Origin of the sequence: Brevibacillus sp. SIMBA_040, from assembly GCF_046535075.1 — a bacterium.
Taxonomy (GTDB): Bacteria; Bacillota; Bacilli; order Brevibacillales; family Brevibacillaceae; genus Brevibacillus.
Window position 1 is genome coordinate 1 of sequence record NZ_JAWRXI010000414.1, and the last position, 235, is coordinate 235.

The 235-nt window shown below is 67.2% G+C and carries 1 protein-coding gene; it reads left to right on the forward strand.

The window, feature by feature from the left end:
- Positions 1–235 (forward strand): hypothetical protein (locus tag SB752_RS33275; RefSeq protein WP_410719639.1); only part of this gene is annotated, 235 nt, incomplete at both ends.

Consider the following 235-nt stretch of genomic DNA (forward strand, 5'->3'; position numbering starts at 1 on the left):
GTCGCGCTGACCTCCGATGGCCGCCTGTTCGTCGGTTTGCCACGCTGGCCGGGCTTCGAGAAAACCCCTTCGATCGCCGAGGTGCTGCCCGACGGCAGCCTCAAACCGTTCCCCGGCGGGCAGTGGAACGAGTGGGCCCCAGGCAAGCCCAGCGCCCAGGCGCTGGTGAAGATCAACACCATTCACATCTTCGACGACGACACGCTGTGGGCCATCGACCAGGGCGAGGACGCCG